Source organism: Streptosporangium vulgare (genome assembly GCF_042428775.1).
Taxonomy (GTDB): Bacteria; Actinomycetota; Actinomycetes; order Streptosporangiales; family Streptosporangiaceae; genus Streptosporangium; species Streptosporangium vulgare.
Genome location: NZ_JBHMBS010000033.1, coordinates 1 through 21,974, shown reverse-complemented (window position 1 = coordinate 21,974; position 21,974 = coordinate 1). Strand labels below are relative to the sequence as shown.

The following is a 21,974-nucleotide window of genomic DNA, read 5'->3' as shown; positions in this document are numbered from 1 at the left end:
AGAACCATGGTCAACCTCAAGGCGGGTGTCGCCCTGGTGGCCGCGCTCGCGGCGCTCGTCGCGTGCGGCGGCACCGAGAAGGCGGCGGAGACGCCCGCCGCGGGCGCTCCCCGCGTCCTGAAGCTCTGGCACTACGAGGGCGCCGACAGCGCGATGGGCAAGGCCTGGGCCGAGGCGGTCAAGCAGTTCCAGGTCACGCACCCCGGCGTGACGGTGAAGTTCGAGGAGAAGGCGTTCGAGCAGATCCGCCAGTCGGCGGGGATGATCCTCAACTCGGACGAGGCCCCCGACGTGATGGAGTACAACAAGGGCAACGCCTCGGCCGGCCTGCTGTCGAAGCAGGGCCTGCTCACCGACCTCACCCCCGAGGTGACCAAGCGGGGCTGGGACAAGCTGCTCAGCCCCTCGATCCAGACGACCGCGCGGTACGACGAGCGCGGCGTCATGGGCGCGGGCAAGTGGTACGGCGTGCCCAACTACGCCGAGTACGTGATGGTCTACTACAACAAGGACGCGTTCAAGAAGGCGGGCGTGAAGGTGCCCACGACCTTCGAGGAGTTCACCGCCGCGCTCGACACGTTCGCCAAGGCCGGGACCACTCCCCTCGCCGTCGGCGGCGCCGAGTATCCGGCGCAGCAGATCTTCTACCAGCTCGCGCTGAGCAAGGCGCAGCGGCCGTGGGTGGACGCCTTCCAGCTCTACAAGGGCAAGGTCGACTTCAAGGGCCCCGAGTTCAGGTACGCGGCCGACACCCTCGCCGACTGGGTGAAGAAGGGCTACATCGGCAAGGACTCCGCCGGGATCAAGGCCGAGGACATGGGCGTCTCCTTCATCGGCGGCAAGTATCCGATCCTGGTCTCCGGCAGCTGGTGGTACGGCCGCTTCGCGAGCGAGGTCAAGGACTTCGAGTGGGGCTCGTTCCTGTGGCCGGGCAACACGATGAGCGCCGGGTCCAGCGGCAACATCTGGGTCGTCCCGGAGAGCGCGAAGAACAAGGACCTCGCCTACGACTTCATCGACATCACGATGAAGAAGGACATCCAGAACCTGCTCGGCAACTCCGGCGGCATCCCGGTGGCCGCGGACACCGCCGCGATCACCGACGAGAAGAGCAAGGAGCTGATCGAGAACTTCAACACGCTCTCGACCTCCGACGGGCTCGCCTTCTACCCCGACTGGCCGGCGCCCGGCTACTACGACGTGCTCGTCTCGGGCGTGCAGAACCTCATCAACGGCACCAAGACCTCCGACCAGGTCCTGGACGAGATCGCCGCGCCGTACGAGGAGAACCTCGCCGACATCGGCAACTGACCCCCTTCACGCCTCCTTCCGCGACCCTCTTCCCCGACCTTCTTTCACGACCCCCCTTCCGTGACCCGTGCCGTGACGCCGTGAACCGGTGGAACCGGCACGGCACGGGTCGCACGTACGGAGAACCACGTACGGAGAAACAGAGAGGAGACCTCCGATGCAGAGGTCTCGCGACCGCGGGTACTGGGTTTTCCTGCTGCCGAGCGCCGTGCTGTTCACCGCGGTCATCGCGGTGCCGTTCCTGATGAACATCGGGATCGGGTTCACCCGGTGGCAGGGCATCGGCGACCCGCGGTGGATCGGGCTGGACAACTACGCGAGGCTCGTGGCCGACGAGCGGTTCTGGACCTCCTTCCGCAACAACGCCGCGCTGATCGTCGCGATGGCGGTCGTCCCGACGCTCATCGGCCTGGTCCTCGCGTCGGCCCTGTTCGACCACGTGAGCAGGAGGTTCGGCCCCCGGACCGCGGGGGCGCTGCGGGCCGCGTACTACCTGCCGCAGGTGCTGCCGGTCGCGGTCGCCGGGATCGTCTGGGGCTGGATCATGCACCCGCGCTTCGGGGCGCTCAACGAGCTGCTCGGGCTGCTGGGGATGGAGCCGAGGAACTGGCTCGGCGACCCGGCCTGGGCGCTGCCGAGCGTGATGGTGATCATGGTGTGGTTCCAGATCGGCTACCCGGTCGTCATCTTCATGGCCGGGCTGCAGCGGGTCGACCCCGCCCTGTACGAGGCCGCCGAGATGGACGGGGCGTCGTGGTGGCGCAGGTTCTGGCACATCACGATCCCGCAGATCCGGCCGGAGATCTACGTGGTCCTGCTGACCTGCACGATCGCCGCGCTCAAGGTCTTCGGGCCGATCTTCGTGCTCACCAGGGGCGGTCCCGGCGGGGCCACGCTCGTGCCCTCCTACTTCAGCTACCAGAACTTCTTCGAGAAGGCCAACGTCGGGTACGGCGCGGCGATCGCCACCGTGCTCACCCTCGTGATCATCGTGGTGACGGTGTTCTTCCTGCGGATCCAGGACCGGGACGGGGAAGCATGATCCGGAAACACGCGGTCCTGGTCTCGCTGGTCGTGCTGGCCGTCGTGATGCTGGTGCCGTTCGTCATCGTCACGCTCAACGCGCTGAAGTCCCCGGCCGACTACTCCTCCGGCGGGCCCCTCGGCCTGCCCTCCGAGCTCTACCTCGACGGGATCGTCAAATTCTGGAACCGCGTCGACTTCGGCGGCAAGCTCTGGAACAGCCTGCTGATCAGCGGCTCGGTCGCGGTGCTCGCCACGGTGCTGTCGGTGCTCAACGCCTACGCGCTCGGCATCGGCAGGGTGCGCGGCCGGACGTGGATCCTCGTCCTCTTCCTGGTGGCCAACACACTGCCGCAGGAGGCGCTGGTCTACCCCCTGTACTACCTGGCCAAGCAGACCGGCCTCTACGACACCCGGCTCGGGGTGGTCGTCATCTTCACGGTGATCCAGAGCGCCTTCGGGACGTACCTGCTCGCCTCGGTGCTCGGCCGCTTCCCGCGCGAGATCCTGGAGGCCGCGGCCCTCGACGGCGCGGGGAAGTGGCGGGCCCTGTGGCAGGTCGTGGTGCCGATCAGCAGGCCGACGCTGAGCGTGCTGCTCGTCTTCTTCTTCATCTGGACCTGGAACGAGTTCTTCCTGCCGCTGGTCTTCCTCATCTCCAACGAGAACCAGACCGTCCCGGTCGCGCTGGGGGTCCTGCAGGGGGACAAGATGATGGACGCGACGATGTCCAGCGCCTCGGCGCTGCTCGGCATCCTCCCGGCCGTCGTCTTCTTCCTCATCTTCCAGCGCACACTGACCCGCGGCGTGACCGTCGGCGCCATCAGATAACCCCTTTCGACGCCGTACGCCGCTCGGGGGCGGACGTCGCCCCGAGAGCCGCGTTTCTTCGACTCCCCCTGACCTGGAGGCGAAATGTCGTTATCCGCCAAGCCCGTCGCGGTGGCCGCCGCGACGGCACTCACCCTGGGACTGTGCGTGGCCCCCGCCCGCGCGGCCCACGAGCATCCACTCGCCGGCACCGTGCGAACGGCCCCCGAGTATCCCTTCCGCGACCCCTCGCTCCCGCTGGACAGGCGCGTCGACGACCTGCTTGGCCGTCTCACCACGGCGGAGAAGGTCTCCTGGCTCCACCAGTACCAGCCCGCGGTGGAGCGGCTCGGCATCGGGCTGTTCAAGACCGGCACCGAGGCGCTGCACGGCGTCGCCTGGTCCACCGACGTCGACAACGGCGGGAACGTCGTGGCGGCGGAGGGAACCGTGTTCCCGCAGGCCGTCGGCCTGGCCAGCACGTGGAACCCCGACCTGGTCAAGAAGGTCGGCACGGCCGTCGGGGAGGAGGCGAGGGGCTACCACGCGGAGAATCCCCGCCTGTGGGGCCTGCAGCTGTGGACGCCGGTGGTCAACCCGCTGCGCGACCCCCGGTGGGGCCGCAACGAGGAGGGCTACTCCGAGGACCCGCTGCTCACCGGCGCGATCTCCACCGCGTACGGCTCGGGCATCCAGGGCGACGACCCCGACCACCTGCGGGCGGCCCCGGTGCTCAAGCACTTCCTGGGTAACAACAACGAGGTCCGCCGCGACACGACCTCCTCCAGCCTGCGCCCGCGCGTCCTGCACGAGTACGAGTACCCGGCGTTCAAAACGGCGCTGGAGGCGGGCGCGGCCACCGGCGTGATGACCGCGTACAACCTGGTCAACGGGCGGCCCGCCACGGTCACCGACCTGAACTCCACCGTCAGGGCCTGGACGGACCGGCCGGTGTTCAACGTCTCCGACGCCGGGGGGCCCAACAACCTCGCCGGCTCCCAGGGCTACTTCGCCACCAAGGCCGAAGGTGCCGCCGCCATGCTCAAGGCGGGCGTCGAGAGCTTCACGGTGGACAACACCGACGGCGCCCCGACGGTGGCCGCGGTGAACGAGGCGCTGGCGCGGGGGCTGCTCACCCAGGCCGACCTCGACACCGCCGTCCGCCGCATTCTCGGCGTCCGGTTCCGGCTCGGCGAGTTCGACCCGGACGGCGGCCCGTACGGGAAGATCACCAAGGACGTGGTCGACAGTCCCGCGCACCGGAAGCTGGCCCGGCGGACCGCGGCCGAGGCGGCGGTGCTGCTGAAGAACTCCGGCAGGACGCTGCCGCTGCGCCCCTCGCAGAAGGTCGCGGTGGTCGGCCCGCTCGCCGACACCCTCTACACCGACTGGTACTCGGGCAGGCTCCCGTACCGGGTCACCCCCCTCGACGGGATCGGGGAGCGCGCCGCCACGGTCACCTCCGAGGGCGTCGACAGGATCGCGCTCAAGTCCGGCGGCAGGTACCTCACCGCGGGCACAGGGGCGGGCGCGGACCTGCGGCTCTCGGGGACCTCGGCGGGCGCGACCGAGCAGTTCGACGTCTTCGACTGGGGCCAGGGGATCGTCACCCTGCGCAGCGTCGCCAACGGCAAATACGTCAGCCGCGCCAACTGGTCCACCCTCGTCAACAACCAGGAGCAGCCCACCGGCTGGTTCGTGCAGGAGCAGTTCAAGCTGGAGGCGCAGGCCGACGGCACGACGCTGCTGCGCTACGCGGGCTACGAGACCGCCTACGACTGGTTCGGCCAGAACAAGTACGTCAAGGCGGCGCCCGACGGCACGCTCGGCCTCACCGTCGCCGAGGACGCCACCCGCTTCGAGAAGGAGGTCGTGCGCAGCGGCGTCGGCGAGGCCGTCGCGGCGGCGAAGAGCGCCGACGTGGCGGTGGTCGTGGTCGGCAGCATGCCGTTCATCAACGGCCGCGAGGACCACGACCGGACGGACCTCGGCCTCGCCGAGGGGCAGCGGGCGCTCGTGGAGGCGGTGCGCGCGGCCAACCCGAACACGGTCGTGATCCTGGAGAACAGCTACCCGGCCACGATCGACCGTCTCCAGGAGAAGGTCCCGGCGATCCTGTGGACCACCCACGCCGGAGCCGAGACCGGCCACGCCCTCGCCGACCTGCTGTACGGCGACGCCAACCCGGCCGGACGCCTCACCCAGACCTGGCCCCGGGCCGGCACGCCCCTGCCCGACATCCTCGACTACGACATCGTCAAGACCGGCTCGACCTACCTGTACTCGAAGCGGAGCCCGCTCTACGCCTTCGGCCACGGGCTGAGCTACACCACCTTCGGCTACCAGGGCCTCAAGGCCGTGGCGAAGGGGGACGGGCACGAGGTGAGCGTGAAGGTGACCAACACCGGCTCACGGGCGGGCGACGAGGTCGTCCAGCTCTACACCCACCAGCACGCGTCCCGGGTGGAGCAGCCGGTCAGGCAGCTGCGCGGCTTCCAGCGGGTGAGCCTGGCCCCCGGGGAGTCGAAGGTCGTGAGGTTCACGCTCAGGACCGCGGACCTGGCCCTGTGGGACGTGACCAGGGGCCGTTTCGCGGTGGAGCCGTCCACCCACGACGTCCTGGTCGGCTCGGCCTCGGACGCGATCCGGCAGCGCGCGACCATGCGGGTGGACGGCGAGCGCATCCCGGCCCGCGACCTCACCCGGACCACCCGCGCCGCCGACTTCGACGACTACTCGGGCGTCGAGCTGGTCGACGAGACCAAGGTCCGCGGCGACGCGGTCGGCGCCTCGGCGGGCGAGTGGATCTCCTTCGAGGACGCCGACTTCCGCGCCGGGGTCACCGGCGTGCGGCTCGGGGTCGCGGCCACCGCCGCCTCCTCCGTCGAGATCCGCCTCGGCTCCCCGACCGGCAGGCTCGCCGGGACCGTGCCGGTGCCCGCCACCGGCGGAACCTACTCGTGGGCCACGGCCACCGCCCCCGTCTCGGCCGTACGGGGCGCTCAGGACGTCTACCTGGTCTTCCGCGGCGCCCTGCGGATCAAGGACGTGACCTTCACCCGCTGACCGCCCCCTCACCCGGCCCGCCCCCTTCCACCGGGGGCGGGCCGTGCGGCGTATGTGGTGACTTCCTTTCGCGCGAGCGGGAGAATCCCCGGACTTCGTTTTCCCGGCCTGTTTCACGGTCCGTGCACGATGGTTTTCTCGTGCCCGTCGGACGAGTGCGCCGCTCCTCCTCCCGGTTTCGCGGAATTGTCGGCCGGTCGCGGGAACGGGGTCCGGGGCCCTGCTTCCCGGCGAATTCATGGCCGGGTGCGGGGCTTGGAAGCGGCCGGGCCTCCGCCGCCCGGGCCGCTCGTCTCCGTCAGGGGTCACCCGCCCGCCATGGCCCCCACGACCATGAACGGCTCGGCCCCCGTCGCGACCGGCTCGGGCAGCGGGGTGTCGGGTGGCTCGTGGGACAGATCCCGCTCGCAGGCGAAGAACCGCACGAACGGGCGGCGCCGCTGCGTGACGTGATCGCGGATCGTCCCGCGCAACATGGGGTAGCGGGCCTCCAGCGCGTCGAGGACCGAGCGCTGCGTGGCCTGCCCCTGGACGTGCAGCTCCACCTCGCCTCCGACACTCGCGAGGTTGCGCAGATGCGCCGGAAGCACCACGCGGATCATGGCAGCGTCTGCACTTCGACGGACAACACGGCCGGAAGGTCCCGGACGATGGGCGTCCAGTTGTCACCGGCGTCGGCCGAGGCGTACACCTGCCCGCCGGTGGTGCCGAAGTAGACGCCGCACGGGTCCAGGTTGTCGACGGCCATCGCGTCCCGCAGCACGTTCACGTAGCAGTGGCTCTGCGGCAGCCCCCTGGTGAGCGGCTCCCACTCGTTTCCGCCCGTCCGGCTGCGGTACACCCGCAGCCTTCCCTCGGGCGGGTAGTGCTCCGAGTCGCTCTTGATCGGCACGACGTAGACGGTGTCCGGCTCGTGCGCGTGCACGGCGATCGGGAACCCGAAGTCGCTGGGCAGGTCACCGCTGATCTCGTACCACGAATCACCGGCGTCGTCGCTGCGCATGACGTCCCAGTGCTTCTGCATGAAGAGCACCTCCGGACGCGACGGGTGCGCTGCGATGTGGTGGACGCAGTGGCCGACCTCGGCGTCCTGGTCGGGGATGCCCCCGGACCGCAGGCCGCGGTTCGCCGGCTGCCAGCTCTTGCCGGCGTCCTCCGTCCTGAACACGCCCGCCGCCGAGATCGCCACGGTGATGCGGGCGGGATCGCGCGGGTCGGGGACGATCGTGTGCAGGCACATCCCGCCGGCACCCGGCTGCCAGGAGGGCCCGGAGGGATGCTCGCGCAGCCCGGACAACTCCTGCCAGCTCTGCCCGCCGTCCACCGAGCGGAACAGGGCGGCGTCCTCGACCCCGGCGTACACCGTGTCAGGGTCGGTCGGTGACGGCTCCAGATGCCAGACCCGGTTGAACTCCCACGGGTGCGGCGTGCCGTCGTACCACTGGTGGGTGCCGGGGACGCCGTCGTACTGGAACCGGTTACCGACCGCCTCCCACGTCGCGCCGCCGTCGTCGGACCGCTGGATCACCTGCCCGAACCAGCCGCCCGACTGCGACATGTAGAGCCGGGACGGGTCGGCGGGAGATCCGGCGAGGTGGTAGATCTCCCAGCCCCCGAAGTGGGGGCCGCTGACGTCCCACCGCTCGCGTTTTCCGTCCGAGGTCAGGATGAACGCGCCCTTGCGCGTGCCCACCAGCACTCGTACACCACTCATCGGTGTTCCTTTCCGAGCCGGTGCCGATCTGGCTCGACACTGCGGCCACGCTCCTGATCGTCCGACCGGGCCCGGAGCCGATTTCGTCCACGACATGTCCGCCACGGTCGTGGCCACCGACGCTACGACAACCCCCCGACAAAAACGCCGCACGCCACGGCGGCGGACCGGCGTCACGACGGTGAGGTGTTCGCCCGCGGGCCGGACGTGTTCCCGGCTCGTCCGCCGTGCGGGCCTTTCCGGGTGAGTGACGTCATGTGATTTCACATGGCCCGTCCCATCCTGGGCGCTTTGCGAGTACGTGCCGGAAGGTTTACGAGTACGGGCGCCGGAGGGGGAATCGGCTCCGTCGCCGGGCTGTTTCGAATCATGAACATCAGGCCTATGTCCTGGGAGGACATCATGACGACCACGACTCGTCCCGCCGAAGCGTCGGGCCAGTTCGCCATCGGGGGAGACCTCACCGTCAACCGCCTGGGTTACGGGACGATGCAGCTCACCGGAGAGGGCGTGTGGGGAGACCCGCGCGACCCCGAGGAGGCGGTCCGCGTCCTGCGCAGGGCCGTCGAGCTCGGCGTGAACTTCATCGACACCGCCGACTCCTACGGCCCGTTCGTCGCCGAGCTGCTCATCAAGAAGGCGCTGCGCCCCTACGCCGACGACCTGGTCATCGCGACCAAGGCGGGGTTCACCCGGCAGGGCCCCGGGATCTGGACGCCGGTGGGCCGCCCCGAGTACCTGCGCCAGCAGGTCGAGCTGAGCCTGCGCCACCTCGGCGTCGAGCGGATCGACCTGCTGCAGCTGCACCGCATCGACCCCGCGGTGCCCGTCGCCGACCAGGTCGGTGAGCTCGCGCTGATGCAGCGGGAGGGCAAGATCCGCCACATCGGCCTCAGCGAGGTCAGCGTCGAGGACGTCGAGGAGGCGGGGAGGTCCGCGACGATCGTCTCGGTGCAGAACCTCTACAACCTCGCGCACCGCGACGCCGAGCCGCTGCTGGAGTACTCCGAGGCCAACGGCATCGCCTTCATTCCCTGGTTCCCGCTCGCGACCGGCAAGCTCGCGGCGGAGGGCGGCCCGCTCGCCGCGGCGGCCAAGGAGCACGGCGCCACCCCGTCACAGCTCGCCCTGGCGTGGCTGCTGCGCCGTTCCCCGGTGATGCTGCCCATCCCGGGCACCTCGACGGTCGCCCATCTGGAGGACAACGTCGCCGCCGCGACCGTCCAGCTGACCGACGCCGAGTTCGACGCCCTGACCAGGGGGGTCTAGGAGGGAACAAGAATTTTCCGGAGGGTACTTGCGAACCGGCATGCCACTAACCTATAACTGAACTAAGAGGTTTTCGAGAAGGCAGGCTTGAGGATACCTGCCAGTCCATACGGAGGTGGTTACCGATGCTGCTGACGTCGATCGACCCGTTCATCCAGGAGTTCGACCGCCAGTTCGACCGGCTCGCGCGTCAGGCCCTGGGGTCCGGTGACGGCGCGGGCCGCGCCATGCCGCTTGACGGTGTCCGGCGCAAGGACGACGTCCTCCTGAGGTTCGACCTTCCGGGCATCGACCCCGACACCATCGAGGTGACCGTCGACCGCGGGGTGCTCTCGGTGAGCGCCGGCCGCGAGGAGGAGTACGGGGAGGACGACCGCCTGTTCGTCCGCGAGCGTCCGATGGGCACCTTCACCCGCCGCGTCTACCTGTCCGAGCACCTCGACAGCGACAAGATCGACGCCGCCTACTCCAACGGCGTCCTGGCGGTGCGCATCCCGGTCATCGAGCGGGCCAAGCCCCGCAAGGTCGCGATCCAGAAGGCCGACGGCACGTCCGACCAGAAGTCGATCAAGGCGTGAGGTCCAGGGTCTGACCGCAGAACCTTCTCGGGGTGGGTGCCGGGTTCCGGCGCCCACCCCCGCGTGTTTCCCCCTGTCCCGTCACCGACCCCTCACGAACTCCAGCGGCCCCCCACGAACCCACAAGGGAAAGGAGCGGTGATGGCCCGGTTGCCCTTCGACGACGAGCACGCCCCGCTGTACTCCGTCGGCCAGGTCGCCGACATGCTCGACGTCGAGCAGGCGTTCCTGCGCCGGCTCGACGAGCACGACGTGGTCAGCCCGGCCCGCTCCACCGGCGGCCAGCGGCGCTACACCCGCCACGAGATCGGCGACCTGCAGGACGCCATCAAGCTCGTCGGCGAGGGCATGAGCCTCGCCGCCGTGCGCCGGATCTTCGTCCTGCAGCAGCAGGTCCGCGACCTGCGGGAGGAACTCGCCAGGGAGCGTGCCGCCCGGCGGGAGGAGCAGGACGGGTGACACGCCGCCCGGCGGGAGGAGCGCTCCTTGAGGCGGCAGGATCCGCTCAGCCCTTGATGGCGCCGATGATGACCCCCTTGGTGAAGTGCCGCTGGACGAACGGGTAGACGAACAGCACCGGCAGCAGCGCGATGACGACGATCGCCATCTGGATGGCCAGGCTCGGCGGCGGTGACTGCCCGGCGATGGTGCCGACACCGGTCTGTCCGGCGATCAGCGACTGGCCCTGGAGCACGTACTGCCGCAGCACCACCTGGAGCGGCCACTTGGCGTTGTCGTTCAGGTAGAGGACGGCGTTGAAGAACGAGTTCCAGTAGCCGACCGCGTAGAACATGCCGATGACGGCCGTGACGCCCTTCGACATGGGCAGCACGATGGTGCGCAGGATGCGGAACTCGCTCGCGCCGTCGATGCGGGCGCTGTCGCTCACCTCCTCGGGGATGTTCATGAAGAAGGCCCGCATCACCACGAGGTTGAACGCGGTGACCGCGCCGGGCAGGATGAGCGACCAGTACGTGTCGATCAGTCCCAGCGAGCTGACCAGCAGGTAGTTGGGGATCAGGCCGGGCCCGAACAGGAAGGTGAGCAGGATCAGGAAGAGCATCGGCCGGTGCAGCAGCGAGCCCGGCCGCGACAGGCCGTAGGCGGCGAGCACGGTGACGGTCAGGCTGATCGCCGTGCCGACGAGGGTCACCCCGAGGCTGACCATCACCGACCGGGTCACCACGCCGCCCGCGAACAGTTCCTCGTACGCGCCGAGGGAGAGCCCGTTCGGCACGGTGACCAGGCCGCCGGCCTCCGTCACCGCCTCCTGGGTGGACAGGCTGGTCAGCACGACCATGTAGATCGGGAAGAGCACGCACGCGACGATGAGCGTGAGGACGAACCCCTTGAGGAGCCCGCCGACGCGGCTGGGCCGCTCGGCCCAGGGGGGAAGAGTCGTCATGATCGTTTGTAGATCCCCTGCTCGCCGAATCGGTGGGCGACCTTGTTGGCCACCAGGATCAGCACCAGCCCCACCAGGCCCTTCACCAGACCCGCCGCCGCGCCGTAGCTCCACTCGCCGGTGAGCAGCGTGCGCCAGTACACGAACGTGTCCAGCACCTCGGCGGCCTCCCTGCCGACCGCGTCGCGCTGCAGGAAGAACTGCTCGAAGCCGACGTTCAGCGCCTCGCCGAGGCGCAGGATGAGCAGCAGCACGATGACCGGGCGCAGGCCGGGCAGGGTGATGTGCCACAGCCGCCGCCAGCGGCTCGCGCCGTCGACCGCGGCGGCCTCGTAGAGGTTCTGGTTGATGGCGGCGAGCGCGGCGAGGAAGATGATCGTTCCCCACCCGGCGTCCTTCCAGACCGTCTCCGCCGTCACCAGTACGATGAACGTATCCGGATTTGTCATGATGTCGATGCCGTCGTACCCGTGGTCCCGCAGCGTCTGCGCGAGCAGGCCCGCGCCCCCGAACATCTGCTGGAACAGCGTGACCACCAGCACCCACGAGAAGAAGTGCGGCATGTAGACGACACTCTGGATGAGCAGCCGCAACCGGGGCCGCACCACGCTGTCCAGGAGCACGGCGAGCAGGATCGGTACGGGGAAGTAGAAGATCAGCTGGAACGCGGTGATCGTGAGGGTGTTGATCGTCGCGTCCCAGAAGCTCGCGTCGAACATCAGCCAGTGGAAGTTGGCGAACCCCACCCACGGACTGTCCCCGATGCCCACGTACGGCGAGTAGTCCTGGAACGCGATCACGTTGCCGAGCAGCGGGACGTAGTGGAACAGGACGAGCAGCCCGATGGCGGGAAAGGCCATGAGCAGTAGCTGCCAGTCACGTTTCAGGCGCGCGAGGAAGGGTTGTGGGCGCGCCCGGCTTGTCCTCGGACCCCTTTTGCGGACATCCTTGGAGGTGCCGGCGCCGGCGGGTGAGGTCAGGTCACCCGCCGGCCCGGTCCTTCCACCGTCCCCGGACGTCGTCCTAAGCACGGCCGTTGTCCCGCAGGACCTTCATGTAGAACTCGCGGGCCTCGTCCCCGCCGTCCCGCCGCCACTCCGTGGCGATCTGCTTGGCGTCGCTCACCGGCCGCCGGCCGCGCATGATGTCGGTGAACTTGTCCTCGGTGGGGACCTGCAGCCCGGAGAACTTCGACGGCCGCTGGATCCTGATCCCGTCGAACGGGCCCTTCTCCAGATACTGGAAGCTCGCGTTCTGCCACTCCATGTTGAGCTTCACCGCGTCGGGGAAGGACCAGTCCACGTAGATCGGGCGCCCGCCGAGGAAGCCGTAGGTGAAGGCGACCTCCTTGCGGCCGAGGTCGGTCTGCGTCGGGATGTTGTTCTCGCCCCGGGTGAAGTGCTTCCCCTCCACCCCGAAGTTGGAGATCTCGTACTCCTTGGTCCCGTACGGCGCCGCGCACCAGTTGAGGATGGAGAGGATCTCCTCCACCTGCTCCTTCGGCAGGCCCTTCCTGACGAAGGTGAAGAGGCCCGCCGCGTTGCCGTGGTACATCAGCGGCGTGCCGCCGTCGTGGGCGAAGACCGGGAAGGCGTTCAGGCTGAAGTCGGGGTTCTTGCCGCGGTGCTGCTGCAGGAGCTCCTTCCAGCCGCCCAGCCCGTCGCGGTAGATCAGGATCTGCCCGCTCCCCATCAGCTCCTTCTCGTTGGCGCCCTTGCTGCCGACGACGCCCGGGTGGACCAGCCCCTCCTTGAAGACCTTCCGCATGAACTCCAGCATCAGCTCGAACTCGGGGGTCTCGTACTTGTGGACGAGCTTGCCGCCCTCGTACCGCCACTCCTGCGGGATGCGGAAGGTCGGCCACATCATCTCGTGGATGCTGCCGAACGCCCAGCGCTTGGCCTTGGCGTCGGTGATCTCCTTGCCGAGCTCGAACAGCTCGTCGGCGGTCTTGGGGTTGGTGTTCCAGCCGTTCTTGTCGAAGAGGTCCTTGCGGTAGAGCAGCGCGAAGGGGTACGGCTCGGTCGGGAACGGCACCGCCATGAGCTTGTTGTTCCAGACCGACCACTGCCACGCGGCGGTCGGCAGGTTGGCCAGCAGCTGGTAGGGCTTGACCTTGTCACCCTGCAGGTAGGGGGTGAGGTCCTCGAACGCCCTGTCGACGGCGGTGTTGAAGTCCGCCATCTTGTCGATCTCCCAGCTGGGGATGCACATGATCTCCGGGATGTCCCCGGCGGCGAGCCTGGCGATGGCCTTGTCGCCGTAGACGGTGCCGTCGGTGATCTGGAACTCCACGGTGGCGCCGATGTCGGCGTTGGCGGCCTGGAAGTAGGAGTTGCTCGCCAGACCGGGGGGCGGCGGGCCCCACAGCGGGGTCATCGCCTTGTAGGTGCCGCCCCTGCCCGCCTTCTGGGTGAGCGCGGGGGTGGGGGTGGCCGGGTAGGAGGTGAAGCCGCCGCTGACGTCGGGTACTCCCGGGAGGGTGGAGATCGTGCCCGGGATGTCGGGCTTGAGGCCGGGGAAGGCGGTGTAGGTGGGGGTGAGGGACGTCAGCTTGTCCGCCGCGGCGGCCGTGGCCCCTCCGCTGCCGGGCCGGGGGCCGCTCGGCGCGGAGCACGCGCTCAGCAGGCCGCCGCCCGCGGTCATCGCGGCGGTGAGTCCCACCAGCCCGAGGAATCCGCGGCGGCTGGTCAACGCGCCCGGGGGGAGATTTTTCACGGGGCGCTCCCTTCGTTGTTTCGAGAACGGATCCGGGGTGTCGTGGGGGACGGCTCCGGGGTAGAATTAGTTCGTCTTTCGACCAAACAAATTAGTCGAGGGTGGCCGCCGCCACAAGGGACCGCGGATCGCGGGGCGCCGGGGAGCGGTCACGGATTGGTGAACGATGGGGCATGATGGGGCCAGCCTGGCCGAGCGGGAGCGGGACTCACCTTGATCACATCTACGACTGACCCGCGGCCGGCCGACTTCGCCGACGTGCGGGCCACCAACCTCGCCGTCGTGCTGAGGTTCGTGCGCGAGCACGCGCCGTGCTCGCGGGCCGACATCGCGGCGTCGACCGGCCTCAACAAGGCGACCGTGTCGAGCCTGGTCGCCGATCTGATCGACCGCCGCCTGGTCAGGGAGACCGGCCTGACGGAGAACCGCGTCGGCCGCCCCGCCACGATGCTCGTGCTCGACGGCTCGCCGTACGCGGCGATCGGCATCGAGGTCAACGTCGACTACATCACCGCGGTCGCGGTGGACCTGTCGGGCGAGAGGCTGCTGTCCTGGCGCAGGTCCTTCCCCGGCGCGGCCGGCACGGCGGGCCAGGCCATGGCCACCGTCGCGGGGATCGTCCGCCGCGTCGTGACCCGGATGGCCAAGGAGGAGCGCCAGGTCCTGGGGCTGACCGTGGGCGTGCCGGGGCTGGTCGGCGTCGACGGCACCGTGCGCATCGCGCCCAACCTCGGCTGGCGCGACGCCGACCTCTGCGGCGACCTCACCAAGGCCCTGCGCGACCCGGGCTTCCCCGTCCAGGTCGACAACGACGCGAACCTGGCGGCCCTGGCCGAGCACCGCTTCGGCCCGTACGCCGGGACGGCCAACCTGGTCTACCTCACCGGCGAGATCGGCGTCGGGGCCGGGGTCATCCTCGACGGGCGGCTGCGCCGCGGCGGTCAGGGGTACGGCGGCGAGATCGGCCACATCCAGCTCGACCCCTTCGGCGCCGAGTGCCGCTGCGGGCGCCTGGGCTGCCTGGAGGCCGTCGCCGGGATCGGCGCCGTGCTGGAACACGCCGCGATCTCGCCCGCCGAGGTCGAGATCGAGCTCGACGAGGTGGTGCGGCTGGCCCGCGCGGGCGACGCGCGCACGCTCGCGCTCCTGAGCTCCGTGGGGCACAACCTCGGCAAGGGCGTGGCCCTGATGACCAACCTGCTCAACCCCGAGGTGGTCATCCTCGGCGGCTACTACGTGCCGCTCGCGCCGTGGCTGCTGCCCTCGGTGGAGGCCGAGACCCGCGGGCGCACGATCGCCCCGGACACCGGGGGCTGCCGGGTGGTGGCCTCCACGCTCGGGTACGGGGCGGCCGCGCTGGGGGGCGCCGCCCGGGTGCTCGACTCCGTGGACTCCGGGCGCCTGCCGCGCATCTCGTGACCCGCGCTCGGACACGGGGCGGGGGCGGTCGCGCTCGGAGCCGCCGCTCGGATGTCCGACCCGCTGTCTGCCCCGCGGGTCCCGCGACCCGTGCCTGGGTACGGGCGGTCGCGCCGGGAGGTGCCGCCCGGCTGCCCGACTCCGGGCGCCTGCCGCGGGTCCCGTGACCCGCTTCTCGCCGGACACCTGCGGGAGACCCGGGGACACCGGGGGATACGGGGACATCGCCCTGGGTGCGCGCTGTTTTCAGTTAGATTCACGACGTCCTCGGCGGGCCTCCCGCCCGGACCCCGGAGGATTCCGGGCACTCGCAGGCGATCTCCCGCTCCGGGCCTCGATGGATCGCGGCGGTTTGCCGCCCGCCTCTTGACCTTGGCCGCACGGGAGTGCACCCTTCATGGAAGCTCCGTTCGAAACACGCGCGTAACGAACACCGGAGCGCGCGGGTGGCGACGGAGTTTTCCCGGACCGAGTGTCGAAGCGCTTCGACTGAGGCGTCTTCCAGGTCGGAACGGTGTCGGAACCACGTCGGAATCGAAGCGCTTCGACGCTCTCAAAGGGATGGTCCCCGATGAACGAACCGTTCCGTGACCCGGAACTCCCCCTCGCGCGGCGCATCGCGGACCTGCGGGACCGGCTCACCCTGGAGGAGAAGATCGGGCTGCTGCACCAGTACCAGCGGCCGGTGGAGCGCCTCGGGCTCGGCCCGTTCCGCACCGGCACCGAGGCGCTGCACGGCCTCGCCTGGCTCGGCCCGGCGACGGTGTTCCCGCAGGCGGTCGGGCTGGCCAGCACCTGGGACCCCGACCTCGTGCGGCGGGTCGGCGAGGCCACGAGCGACGAGGTCCTCGCCTTCCACCACAAGGACCCGTCGGGGGCGGGGCTCAACGTCTGGGCCCCGGTCGTCAACCCGCTGCGCGACCCCCGCTGGGGCCGCAACGAGGAGGGCTACTCCGAGGACCCGTGGCTCACCGGTGTCATGGCGACGGCGTACGCCTCCGGCCTTCGTGGGAGCGATCCCACGGTGTTGAAGACCGCGCCCACCCTCAAGCACTTCCTCGGCTACAACAACGAGACCGACCGCTGCGTCACCTCCAGCGACCTGCCGCCCCGGGTGCTGCGCGAGTACGAGCTCCCGGCCTACCGGCCCGCCCTGGAGAGCGGCGCCGCGGTCGCGGTGATGCCCTCCTACAACCTGGTCAACGGCCGCCCGGCCCACCTCAGCCCGCTCATCGGCGAGGTGCTGCGGGCCTGGGCGCCCGACGACCTCCTCGTGGTCAGCGACGCGTACGCCCCCGCCAACCTCGCCGGCCTGCAGGGCTACCACGACGACCTCCCCGAGGCGTACGCCCACGCGGTCAGGGCCGGGCTCGACAGCTTCACCCAGGACGACGACCGTCCCGAGGCCACCCTCGGCCACCTCCGCGCCGCGCTGGAGCGCGGCCTGCTCACCGAGGCGGACGTCGACGCCGCCGTGGGGCACACGCTGTCCGTCCGCTTCCGGCTGGGCGAGTTCGACCCCGCCACCCCGTACGACGACATCACCGAGGCGGTCGTCAACTGCCCGGAGCACCAGAGCCTGGCCCGCGAGGCCGCCCGGCGCTCGATCGTGCTGCTGCACAACGACGGCGTCCTGCCGCTGGACGCCTCGGTGCGCAGGATCGCGGTCATCGGCCAGCTCGGCGACACTCTCATGGAGGACTGGTACTCCGGCACCCTCCCGTACGCCGTCACCGCCCGCGCCGGGCTCGCCGAGCGGTGCGAGACCGTCTTCTGCGAGGCCGTGGACCGGATCACCCTCTCGGTCGAGGGAATGGACGGCCGTCACGTCGTCGCCGACCCCGACGGGGGGCCGCTCGGGGTCGGCGACGAGCCCGGCCTGTTCGACCTCTTCGACTGGGGCGGCGGCTGCTACGCCCTGCGCGCCGTGGCGACCGGGCGCCACCTGTCCGTCGACGACGACGGGATCCTGGTCAACGACCAGCCGGGGCCCAACGGCTGGGAGGTGCGCCAGACCTTCCGTACCGAGGACCGGCCCCGCGGCGCGCTCGCGCTCCGGCACATCTCCACCGGCCGCTACCTCGCCCTGGACGGCGAGGTCTTCCGCCTGGCCGACGACGCCGACGCCGCCGCCTGGCTCACCGTGGAGCGGGTGGTGAGCGGCGCCGAGGCCGCCGCCGCGCTCGCCGCGACCGCGGACGTGGCCGTGGTGGTCGTCGGCGACCACCCGCTGGTCAACGGCAGGGAGACCGAGGACCGTCTCGACCTCGCGCTGCCCGCCGCGCAGCAGGCCGTGGTCAGGGCGGTGCGCGAGGCCAACCCGAGAACCGTCATGGTGATCAGCAGCGGTTACCCGGTGACCTGGGACGGCGACGACCCGCCCGCGGTGCTGTGGTCCTCCCACGGGGGCCAGGAGTACGGGCACGCGCTGGCCGAGGTGCTGTTCGGCGACGCCGACCCCGAGGGGAGGCTCACCCAGACCTGGTACCGCTCGGCGTGCGAGCTGCCCGACCTGCTCGACTACGACATCATCGCCTCGGACGCGACCTACCAGTACTTCCGGGGAACCCCGCTCTACCCCTTCGGCCACGGCCTCGGCTACACCACCTTCGACTACGCCGACCTGGCCGTCTCGGTGGAGGACGGCAGGATCACCGCCTCGGTCACCGTCACCAACACCGGTTCCCGCGAGGGGGTGGAGGTCGTCCAGATCTACACCCGCCAGCGGAGCTCCCGCGTCAAGCAGCCGCTGCGCCGCCTGCGCGGCTTCGTCAAGGTGCGCCTCGCCCCCGGCGAGAGCACCCGGGTCGACTGGGGCCTCGACGTCGCGGAGCTGGCCTTCTGGGACGTCACCAGGAGCCGGTTCGTCGTCGAGGACGCGCCCCACAAGCTCATGGTCGGCGGCTCCTCGCGGGACATCCGGCTGTGCGCCCCCTTCCACGTCGACGGCGAGCGGATCCCGCCGCGCGACGCCCTCGCGGGCCCGATCGCCGCCGTGGACCACGACGAGTACGACTCGGTGACGTTCGTGGACGCGGACAGGGTCTCCGGCGACGCCGTGCGCTCCACCGCCGAGGGGGCCTGGATCGTGTTCCGCTCGGTCGACCTGGGGGACGGGGCCGCCTCCTGCGCCGCCGTCGCAGGAGGCGAGGAGGGCGGGGTGGTCACCCTGCGCCTGGACGACCCCCTCTACGGCCCCGTCGTCGGCGACCTTCCCATCCCCCGCGCGGGCCGCCACGACCTCACCGAGGTACGCACCGGGCTTGCGGCGGCCCGGGGAGTCCACGATCTTTATGTGGTGTTCGAGAACGCGGGGATCACCGTCGCCTCCCTGAGCTTCGGCGAGGCCGGGTGAGCGGGCGGGCGGTGACCATCAGCGAGGTCGCCCGGCACGCGGGGGTCGCGGTGAGCACGGTGTCGTACGTGCTCAGCGGGAAGCGCGCCATCTCGGCCGACACCCGGCGCCGGGTGCTCGACAGCGTGCGGGTCCTGGGATACCACCCCAACGCCGGGGCGAGGGCCCTGGCCAGCAAGCGCGCCAACGTCATCGCGCTGGTCCTGCCCCTGCGGGCCGGGGTGCACGTCCCGGTGCTGATGCAGTTCGCCACCTCGGTGGTCACCGCCGCGCGGCGGTACGACCACGACGTGCTGCTGCTCACCGCCGACGAGGGCTCCGACGGGCTCCGCAGGGCGGCGGCGAGCGCGCTGGTCGACGGGCTGGTGCTGATGGACGTGGAGCTCCACGACAGCCGGGTGCCGCTGCTGCGGGAGCTCGCCGAGCCCAGCGTGCTGATCGGGTTCCCCGCCGACGCGGCCGGCCTGACCTGTGTCGACCTCGACTTCGCGCGGGCGGGCGCGCTCTGCGTGGAGCACCTGGCCGAGCGCGGGCACCGGGAGGTCGCGCTGCTCGGCGCCCCCTCGGTCGTCTACGAGCGGGGCACCGGCTTCGCCCGCCGTACCAGGGAGGGCTTCGCCGAGGCCGTGGCCGAGGCGGGCCTGACCGGGGTGGCCCTGCCGTGCGAGGAGAACTTCGACCAGGTGTCCACCACGATCGCCGGGCTCCTCGACGCCAGGCCGGACCTGTCCGGGCTCGTCGTGCACAACGAGGCCGCGGTCGGCCACGTGCTGGGGGCGCTGCGCCAGTACGGCAGGCGGGTGCCCGGCGACATCGCCGTGGTGGCGATCTGCCCCGGTGACATCGCGGAACGCGCCAGCCCGCCGCTCACCTCGGTGCTGATCCCGGCCGAGGAGGTGGGCCGCCAGGCGGTCCGGCTGCTCATGGAGAAGCTCGAAGGCCGCGCCGTCCCCGACGGCACCCTGCTCCAGCCGAGGCTCACCGTCCGCGACAGCACCTGACCGGGAGCCTCCCGCCGGGCCTGTCGCGACGGTCTCCTTCGACGGGTCTCCCGAAGGGCTCCGTGACGCCGACGGGCGCGCTCCCCTTCCGGGGAGGCGCGCCCGTCGGCGTCACGCTCGTTCCGCCTTGCCGGTCCCGCTGCTCGTCACGCTGAGGACCGGCTGAGGACGGCTACCAGTCGCCTCCGCCGAAGTCTCCGCCGCCGAAGTCGCCCCCGCCGCCGAAGTCACCCCAGCCTCCGCCGCCGAAGTCTCCGCCGCCGCCGAAGTCGGTTCCGCTGTCGGCGCCGCCACCGTCGTAGCCGCCGTAGCCGCCGTAACCGAAGCCGCCGCTCATCATGCTGCCCATCATCGTGCCGACGAGCATGCCGGTCATGACGTCGCCGAAGCCGCCGTAGTAGCCGTAGGCGTAGGGCTGGTAGGCCGGTCCCGCGTCGTAGTACGGGCGGCGCTGGCCGTTGACCATGACCTCGCGCGTCTGCGGCTCGAAGCCGCGCTCGACGGCCTCGGCGTCGGCCGCGCAGGCGGGCACGTCGCGCAGCGCGCCACCGGGCGGGGCCCAGCGCACGTCGCGGGCGGAGGGGCCGTGCTGCGGGTTGAAGAAGCACGGGGAGCGCCGCTCGGGCAGCGGCTGGTGGTTCACGCGCGCCTTCACGCAGGCGAGGGCGTAGCGGCCCTCCTCCAGCGCGGTGGTCACGCCGCGGAGCTCGTCGGGGCGCTTGACCGCCGCGAGTTCCACCTTGGCCCGCTCGTAGGAGTCGAGGGCGCGCTGCCAGTCCTGCTGGTGGTCGGCGCCGTCGTTGAGCAGCTTGACGTCGGTGTCGAGGTCGGTGATCTCCTCACCGAACTTGGTGACGTCCTCGTCCACGGTCTGCTTGACCGCGGCCAGCTCGGCGGCCTCGCGCTCCTCGCGCTGCTTCTTCTTCTTGCGGGAGTAGAGGAAGATGCCCGCGCCACCGGCGAGGGCCAGCACCAGGATGCCGACCAGCAGGCCCGTGCTGGAGCCGCCGGAGGAGCCGGAGGAGCCGGACGGGGCACCCGCGCCGACGGCCGCCTCGTCGGCGAGCTTGACGAAGTTGATCACGTTGTCGGTCGGGCTGGAGGCGGTCTTGGCCCGCCCGAGCAGCTCGTCGACGTCGACGCCCCTGATGTTGCTGACGCCGAACGGCGTGGTGCCGCTCATCACCAGGACGGTGGACTTGGAACCGACGCCCTTGAGGACCGAGCTGAGCAGGGTCCTCGCCTGGGACTGGCTGCTGATCGCCCCCTGGGGCAGCAGGGCCACGTACACGGAGGAAGTCTGTTCGGCCGCGCCGCGCATGGCGTCGACGGCGTCGGCGGGCAGGCCCGCCGCGGGATCGGCGTAGAAGTGGTCCCCGTCCTTCAGCTCCGAGACGATCGCACTGGGGTCTGGCGCCGCGGCGTGGGCCGCCGGGGCGATCATGAACATGGCCAGTAGCCCGGCGAACAATGCCATGATCGTGGCACCGAAACGACCTGGCGCGGCTTTTGTGATGGTCACGGCAGAAAGCCTCCTTCGTCCTGAAAGACGAATGAGTGGACGGCAGAGTTCCCTACCCCTCGACCGTATCCCTTCGCGGCCCGCGTCAAGCACCTCTCCGGCACCCGGTATCCGATCGTCGCACCGGCCCCGCCCGCGCGGAGACCGCGAACGTCCCCGAACGGGGCTCCCGGGTACTCGATCCTCGTACCGGCCCTTGATCCTCGTATCGGTCCTCGCGCCGATCCCGGCCTTCGGCCTTTCCCGGCCCTACGGGCGCTCAGACGTCCTTGATCTCGCAGATCGTGGCGCCCGAGGTGATGCTCTGGCCGACCGACGCGGCCAGTCCCGTGACGGTGCCCGCCTTGTGGGCGGCGAGGGGCTGCTCCATCTTCATCGCCTCCATCACGACGATCGTGTCACCGGCCGCGACGGTGTCGCCGTCGGCCACCACGACCTTGACGATCGTGCCCTGCATCGGGCTGACCAGCGAGTCGCCGCTCGCGGCCTTCCTGGCCACCGCCCCACCCCGGCGCGGTGCCTTCGAGGCGCGGCCCGCGCCCGCGCTCCCGGCGTTTCCGGTGCTCCCGGCGGCGAACCCCGGGGGAAGAACCACCTCCAGCCGCTTGCCGCCCACCTCGACGGTGATCCGCTCCCGCTCGCCCGGCTCCTCGGCCGTGCCGGGCTCTCCCTCGTACGGCGTGATCGTGTTGTCGAACTCGGTCTCGATCCAGCGGGTGTGCACCGTGAACGGGTCGCCGGTGAACGCGGGATCGGACACCACGGCCCGGTGGAAGGGCAGCA

At 70.6% G+C, this 21,974-nt stretch carries 17 protein-coding genes; 10 read left to right on the top strand and 7 right to left on the bottom strand.

The features are described from left to right. Positions 1 to 6: 6 nt before the first annotated feature. The 4 genes from ACFFRH_RS38550 (at position 7) to ACFFRH_RS38535 (ending at position 6,210) form a co-directional block, all read left to right on the top strand. A complete protein-coding gene (locus ACFFRH_RS38550) occupies positions 7 to 1,311 on the top strand; it encodes an ABC transporter substrate-binding protein (protein ID WP_344750069.1) in 1,305 nt (434 codons plus the stop codon). Positions 1,312 to 1,468: 157 nt separating this feature from the next. Then, positions 1,469 to 2,353 (top strand): carbohydrate ABC transporter permease, encoded by an 885-nt coding sequence (locus ACFFRH_RS38545; RefSeq protein WP_344750070.1) that lies wholly within the window; start codon positions 1,469 to 1,471, stop codon positions 2,351 to 2,353. Continuing rightward, the gene (locus tag ACFFRH_RS38540) at positions 2,350 to 3,165 is read left to right on the top strand and encodes a carbohydrate ABC transporter permease (protein WP_344750071.1); all 816 of its coding nucleotides are present in this window, start codon (positions 2,350 to 2,352) and stop codon (positions 3,163 to 3,165) included. The genes ACFFRH_RS38545 and ACFFRH_RS38540 overlap by 4 nt, the downstream gene beginning before the upstream one ends. Positions 3,166 to 3,249: 84 nt before the next feature. Then, positions 3,250 to 6,210: a glycoside hydrolase family 3 protein gene (locus tag ACFFRH_RS38535; protein WP_386162456.1), complete on the top strand. Its 2,961-nt coding sequence runs from the start codon at positions 3,250 to 3,252 to the stop codon at positions 6,208 to 6,210. A gap of 305 nt (positions 6,211 to 6,515) precedes the next feature. On the opposite strand, the gene ACFFRH_RS38530 is transcribed toward ACFFRH_RS38535, so the two are convergent. Together ACFFRH_RS38530 and ACFFRH_RS38525 are read right to left on the bottom strand one after the other, a co-directional pair. Next, on the bottom strand, positions 6,516 to 6,800 hold the full coding sequence (locus ACFFRH_RS38530) for a MoaD/ThiS family protein (RefSeq protein ID WP_386162454.1): 285 nt from the start codon (positions 6,798 to 6,800) through the stop codon (positions 6,516 to 6,518). 8 nt (positions 6,801 to 6,808) lie between these two features. Then, positions 6,809 to 7,924: a WD40/YVTN/BNR-like repeat-containing protein gene (locus tag ACFFRH_RS38525; protein ID WP_386162453.1), complete on the bottom strand. Its 1,116-nt coding sequence runs from the start codon at positions 7,922 to 7,924 to the stop codon at positions 6,809 to 6,811. A gap of 402 nt (positions 7,925 to 8,326) precedes the next feature. Here ACFFRH_RS38525 and ACFFRH_RS38520 point away from each other — a divergent pair, with 402 nt between their 5' ends. The 3 genes from ACFFRH_RS38520 (at position 8,327) to ACFFRH_RS38510 (ending at position 10,230) form a co-directional block, all read left to right on the top strand. Beyond that, the gene (locus ACFFRH_RS38520) at positions 8,327 to 9,193 is read left to right on the top strand and encodes an aldo/keto reductase (RefSeq protein WP_386162451.1); all 867 of its coding nucleotides are present in this window, start codon (positions 8,327 to 8,329) and stop codon (positions 9,191 to 9,193) included. 125 nt (positions 9,194 to 9,318) lie between these two features. Beyond that, positions 9,319 to 9,771: an Hsp20/alpha crystallin family protein gene (locus ACFFRH_RS38515; protein WP_386162449.1), complete on the top strand. Its 453-nt coding sequence runs from the start codon at positions 9,319 to 9,321 to the stop codon at positions 9,769 to 9,771. Between the two features lie 141 nt (positions 9,772 to 9,912). Beyond that, complete coding sequence (locus ACFFRH_RS38510; protein WP_386162447.1) at positions 9,913 to 10,230, top strand: helix-turn-helix domain-containing protein; 318 nt, start codon at positions 9,913 to 9,915, stop codon at positions 10,228 to 10,230. A gap of 46 nt (positions 10,231 to 10,276) precedes the next feature. Here the strand turns inward: ACFFRH_RS38510 and ACFFRH_RS38505 are convergent, their stop codons facing one another. Genes ACFFRH_RS38505 through ACFFRH_RS38495 form a run of 3 tightly spaced genes read right to left on the bottom strand, consistent with a single transcriptional unit; the run spans position 10,277 to position 13,894 of the window. Further along, complete coding sequence (locus ACFFRH_RS38505; protein ID WP_386162445.1) at positions 10,277 to 11,176, bottom strand: carbohydrate ABC transporter permease; 900 nt, start codon at positions 11,174 to 11,176, stop codon at positions 10,277 to 10,279. Then, positions 11,173 to 12,207: an ABC transporter permease gene (locus ACFFRH_RS38500; protein WP_386162443.1), complete on the bottom strand. Its 1,035-nt coding sequence runs from the start codon at positions 12,205 to 12,207 to the stop codon at positions 11,173 to 11,175. Before ACFFRH_RS38500 ends, ACFFRH_RS38505 begins: the two co-directional genes overlap by 4 nt. After that, positions 12,200 to 13,894: a type 2 periplasmic-binding domain-containing protein gene (locus ACFFRH_RS38495; protein WP_386162441.1), complete on the bottom strand. Its 1,695-nt coding sequence runs from the start codon at positions 13,892 to 13,894 to the stop codon at positions 12,200 to 12,202. Before ACFFRH_RS38495 ends, ACFFRH_RS38500 begins: the two co-directional genes overlap by 8 nt. Before the next feature lie 213 nt (positions 13,895 to 14,107). On the opposite strand from ACFFRH_RS38495, the gene ACFFRH_RS38490 reads away from it, so the two are divergent. The 3 genes from ACFFRH_RS38490 (at position 14,108) to ACFFRH_RS38480 (ending at position 19,669) form a co-directional block, all read left to right on the top strand. Next, complete coding sequence (locus tag ACFFRH_RS38490) at positions 14,108 to 15,313, top strand: ROK family protein (protein ID WP_386162440.1); 1,206 nt, start codon at positions 14,108 to 14,110, stop codon at positions 15,311 to 15,313. A gap of 571 nt (positions 15,314 to 15,884) precedes the next feature. Further along, positions 15,885 to 18,668, top strand: coding sequence for a glycoside hydrolase family 3 C-terminal domain-containing protein (locus ACFFRH_RS38485; protein ID WP_386162438.1), 2,784 nt, complete (start codon positions 15,885 to 15,887; stop codon positions 18,666 to 18,668). Positions 18,669 to 18,679: 11 nt separating this feature from the next. Further along, positions 18,680 to 19,669: a LacI family DNA-binding transcriptional regulator gene (locus ACFFRH_RS38480; protein ID WP_386162436.1), complete on the top strand. Its 990-nt coding sequence runs from the start codon at positions 18,680 to 18,682 to the stop codon at positions 19,667 to 19,669. 172 nt (positions 19,670 to 19,841) lie between these two features. Here the strand turns inward: ACFFRH_RS38480 and ACFFRH_RS38475 are convergent, their stop codons facing one another. Together ACFFRH_RS38475 and ACFFRH_RS38470 are read right to left on the bottom strand one after the other, a co-directional pair. After that, on the bottom strand, positions 19,842 to 21,191 hold the full coding sequence (locus tag ACFFRH_RS38475; protein ID WP_344750265.1) for a hypothetical protein: 1,350 nt from the start codon (positions 21,189 to 21,191) through the stop codon (positions 19,842 to 19,844). Positions 21,192 to 21,450: 259 nt separating this feature from the next. Then, the coding region (locus ACFFRH_RS38470; RefSeq protein ID WP_386162434.1) for an acyl-CoA carboxylase biotin carboxyl carrier protein subunit at positions 21,451 to 21,974 on the bottom strand (524 nt) is incomplete at its 5' end.

What these genes read in the sequence shown, in the direction of transcription:
- ACFFRH_RS38535 (WP_386162456.1), top strand. Translation starts at nt 3,250, where the DNA reads ATGTCGTTATCCGCCAAGCCCGTCGCGGTGGCCGCCGCGACGGCACTC.
- ACFFRH_RS38510 (WP_386162447.1), top strand. Translation starts at nt 9,913, where the DNA reads ATGGCCCGGTTGCCCTTCGACGACGAGCACGCCCCGCTGTACTCCGTC.
- ACFFRH_RS38520 (WP_386162451.1), top strand. Translation starts at nt 8,327, where the DNA reads ATGACGACCACGACTCGTCCCGCCGAAGCGTCGGGCCAGTTCGCCATC.
- ACFFRH_RS38545 (WP_344750070.1), top strand. Translation starts at nt 1,469, where the DNA reads ATGCAGAGGTCTCGCGACCGCGGGTACTGGGTTTTCCTGCTGCCGAGC.
- ACFFRH_RS38485 (WP_386162438.1), top strand. Translation starts at nt 15,885, where the DNA reads ATGAACGAACCGTTCCGTGACCCGGAACTCCCCCTCGCGCGGCGCATC.
- ACFFRH_RS38525 (WP_386162453.1), bottom strand. Translation starts at nt 7,924, where the DNA reads ATGAGTGGTGTACGAGTGCTGGTGGGCACGCGCAAGGGCGCGTTCATC.
- ACFFRH_RS38550 (WP_344750069.1), top strand. Translation starts at nt 7, where the DNA reads ATGGTCAACCTCAAGGCGGGTGTCGCCCTGGTGGCCGCGCTCGCGGCG.
- ACFFRH_RS38540 (WP_344750071.1), top strand. Translation starts at nt 2,350, where the DNA reads ATGATCCGGAAACACGCGGTCCTGGTCTCGCTGGTCGTGCTGGCCGTC.
- ACFFRH_RS38505 (WP_386162445.1), bottom strand. Translation starts at nt 11,176, where the DNA reads ATGACGACTCTTCCCCCCTGGGCCGAGCGGCCCAGCCGCGTCGGCGGG.
- ACFFRH_RS38515 (WP_386162449.1), top strand. Translation starts at nt 9,319, where the DNA reads ATGCTGCTGACGTCGATCGACCCGTTCATCCAGGAGTTCGACCGCCAG.